Genomic DNA, 2,423 nt, shown 5'->3' on the forward strand with positions numbered 1-2,423 from the left:
ATGAGCGCACTCCCATTTAGTTTTTGTCGTAAAAAACATTTTAAGGATGCGCTCTCTTTTTTTCACCTCATACACAACTTTTGATCATATCTCCCTGGAGCGTTCAATGATCCTGAAAAATAAAAAGACGTTTGAGTTATAGCCTCATTTTGCTGATCTATTAATTCAGCTAAGTTTTCAGCTGACATCAGAGACTGAGTTAGTAACATCAAAGATGCAAATGCGCATCCTGTAAATTTTATCCAATTTTTCATACTTTTTCTCGTTTTGTTGTTTAACTAAATATTGTTCCCCTAAAAGCAATGCTTTTTAATAGGAATTTCTTTTCATAAAAAATAAACCCACTGTTTAACGAATTTGATGACCACGTTGTGTTATAAGCCTCTAATTTCGCATCCCAGCTTTTTTGGGCATAACCTGAAGATGGATCCATTTTATAACTGTGAAATATTCTTCTACTATGACCTTGCCCTATCTAATCTTAATTTTCAAAATAATGGACTTGAAGAGCACGATCATAATCAGAAAATACAAACCTAATCCTGCTGTGATCAAAAGAAAATTTCAATCTAAAAATCTATTTTTAATCAAATATTTCTCATGTGATAAGTGTCGAATTTGTCACTCCTTTCTCTCCTAGAGTTGGATGACATATTTTTGTGGTCCCATGCAACTAAAGTAACATTTTACATATCCGATTCGACAATAATTGAGGGCTTGCCAGCTACGCGGTGGGATAATAAGCACATAATTGCACACCTTTCCAGGACGCATTTCTTAATCTATATTCACAATCTTTTTCTAATTGCATGTTATGGATTGAGCCTGTAGGCATTTCTTCAGAGACACTTTTGACATCCAAGGTAATTAGAGTTTATTGGCAAACTTAGCCAAGGATACCCCTTACAAGCCCCTACTACAGACATTGGATCTATGATAGTACGCCGAGTAGTCAAAAATGTGGGGCTCGATAGTAAACACATCTAAAATTATGATCTTATCGTTTTAGAGTTATTTCTTTTCCATCAAATTTTAATTAAGGATTATTTTTAGAGAGGATTTCAGAACTGAAAATCCTCTCTAAATATTTCTATCTTTTATTGCCTTGTAACAGTCAAATTGGCTTCATAAAAAATAAGATCTGTAATGATACTAATTTGATCACCGGCATTTAACAACTGTGAAGTTGTCGCGGAAACAGTCTGAGAGTAAGCTTGCACATTACTAATAGTCACTGGAAGATCAAAAACTGCATCATTAATTTTTAACTGAAAAGTAAAATCTGTGGAAACATGTGATATTCCTTCAAATTCAATGAGATAGTCTCCAGACTGTGTGATTGTAATAACCCCAAAAACTTCATCTTCCTCAACAATCGTTACCGACCTGCTATTAAAAGGAATCATTCCAGGAGCATTTGACGGTCCCGAAAAATGAAAAGATGTGTGAGCTATAGCCTTACCTTGAGCATCTGTCAAGTCTGCTAGATTGTTGGCTGACATTAGGGGCTGGACTAGTAACATCCAAGATGTAAATGCACATCCTGTAAATTTTATCCAAGTTTTCATGATTTTTCTCTTTGTATTGTTTAGCTAAAAAATTGTTCCTCTAAAAGCAATGCTTTTAGTAGGATTTTTTCATAAAATAATGGACCAACAATTTTACAGATCTGATGGCCATCCCGCCGTGCTATACAAGCCTTAAATTTCGCATCCCAGCTTTTTTTGTGCACAACTCTGACGATGAGTCAATTTATACAACCGATACAGTAGAATATGCTTTTGTTGTAACCTCAACTTGTCCAATTTTGATTTCAAAATAATGGCCTTGATGAGTATTTTCACAACCACAGCACAAACCAATTCTGGCGTGATAAAAAATCTAATCTAAAAATATATTTTAATCAAATATTTATTATTAACGCAAAGAGCCCCTTTAAAGATTCCATTTCGCGATCAGATGGTAGTGAGGAATAAAAAGAAGCTGACAGTAAGGGGAGAGTTAGTAGCATCCAAGATGTAAATGCACATCCTGGAAATTTTATCCAAATTTTCGTAATTTTTCACGCTGTGTGTTTAACTAAAGAATTGTTGGTTGTCCTCAACATGCAATGCCATCTAAGAGTTTAAGTGTTTCCAATCAGATGGTGACATTTTCACGTTGCACTTACAAAATAGAGAAAAATATTGATTACTATTTTCAATTTTAATACAACCCCTCTGTTTTATTCATTTTTATTTTGAAGAGGGTGACATGAGATCTTTTCTAAATCTACTAGCCAGCCTAATTTTGCTCCTTAACCCCTTGATGGCAGAAGAAGATCTCACGTCTGAACCCTCGAACGAAGTGGTTAAAATTCCCCGCTCAACGACGGATGACAGTGATGGCCGCATTTCTTTTGCCAACCTTTTAGGCCTGCCGAG

At 35.2% G+C, this 2,423-nt stretch carries 1 protein-coding gene; it reads right to left on the bottom strand.

Annotated features, from left to right (window positions below; all coding sequences use genetic code 11):
* Positions 1-1,097 precede the first annotated feature (1,097 nt).
* Complete coding sequence (locus AOM43_RS07990; RefSeq protein WP_059359804.1) at positions 1,098-1,568, bottom strand: hypothetical protein; 471 nt, start codon at positions 1,566-1,568, stop codon at positions 1,098-1,100.
* Positions 1,569-2,423 lie beyond the last annotated feature (855 nt).

This window comes from Parachlamydia acanthamoebae, from assembly GCF_000875975.1.
In the GTDB taxonomy this organism is placed as follows: Bacteria; Chlamydiota; Chlamydiia; order Chlamydiales; family Parachlamydiaceae; genus Parachlamydia; species Parachlamydia acanthamoebae.

Bases quoted from the DNA above. Each gene is read 5' to 3' on its own strand.
- AOM43_RS07990 (WP_059359804.1), bottom strand. From the start codon at position 1,568: ATGAAAACTTGGATAAAATTTACAGGATGTGCATTTACATCTTGGATG.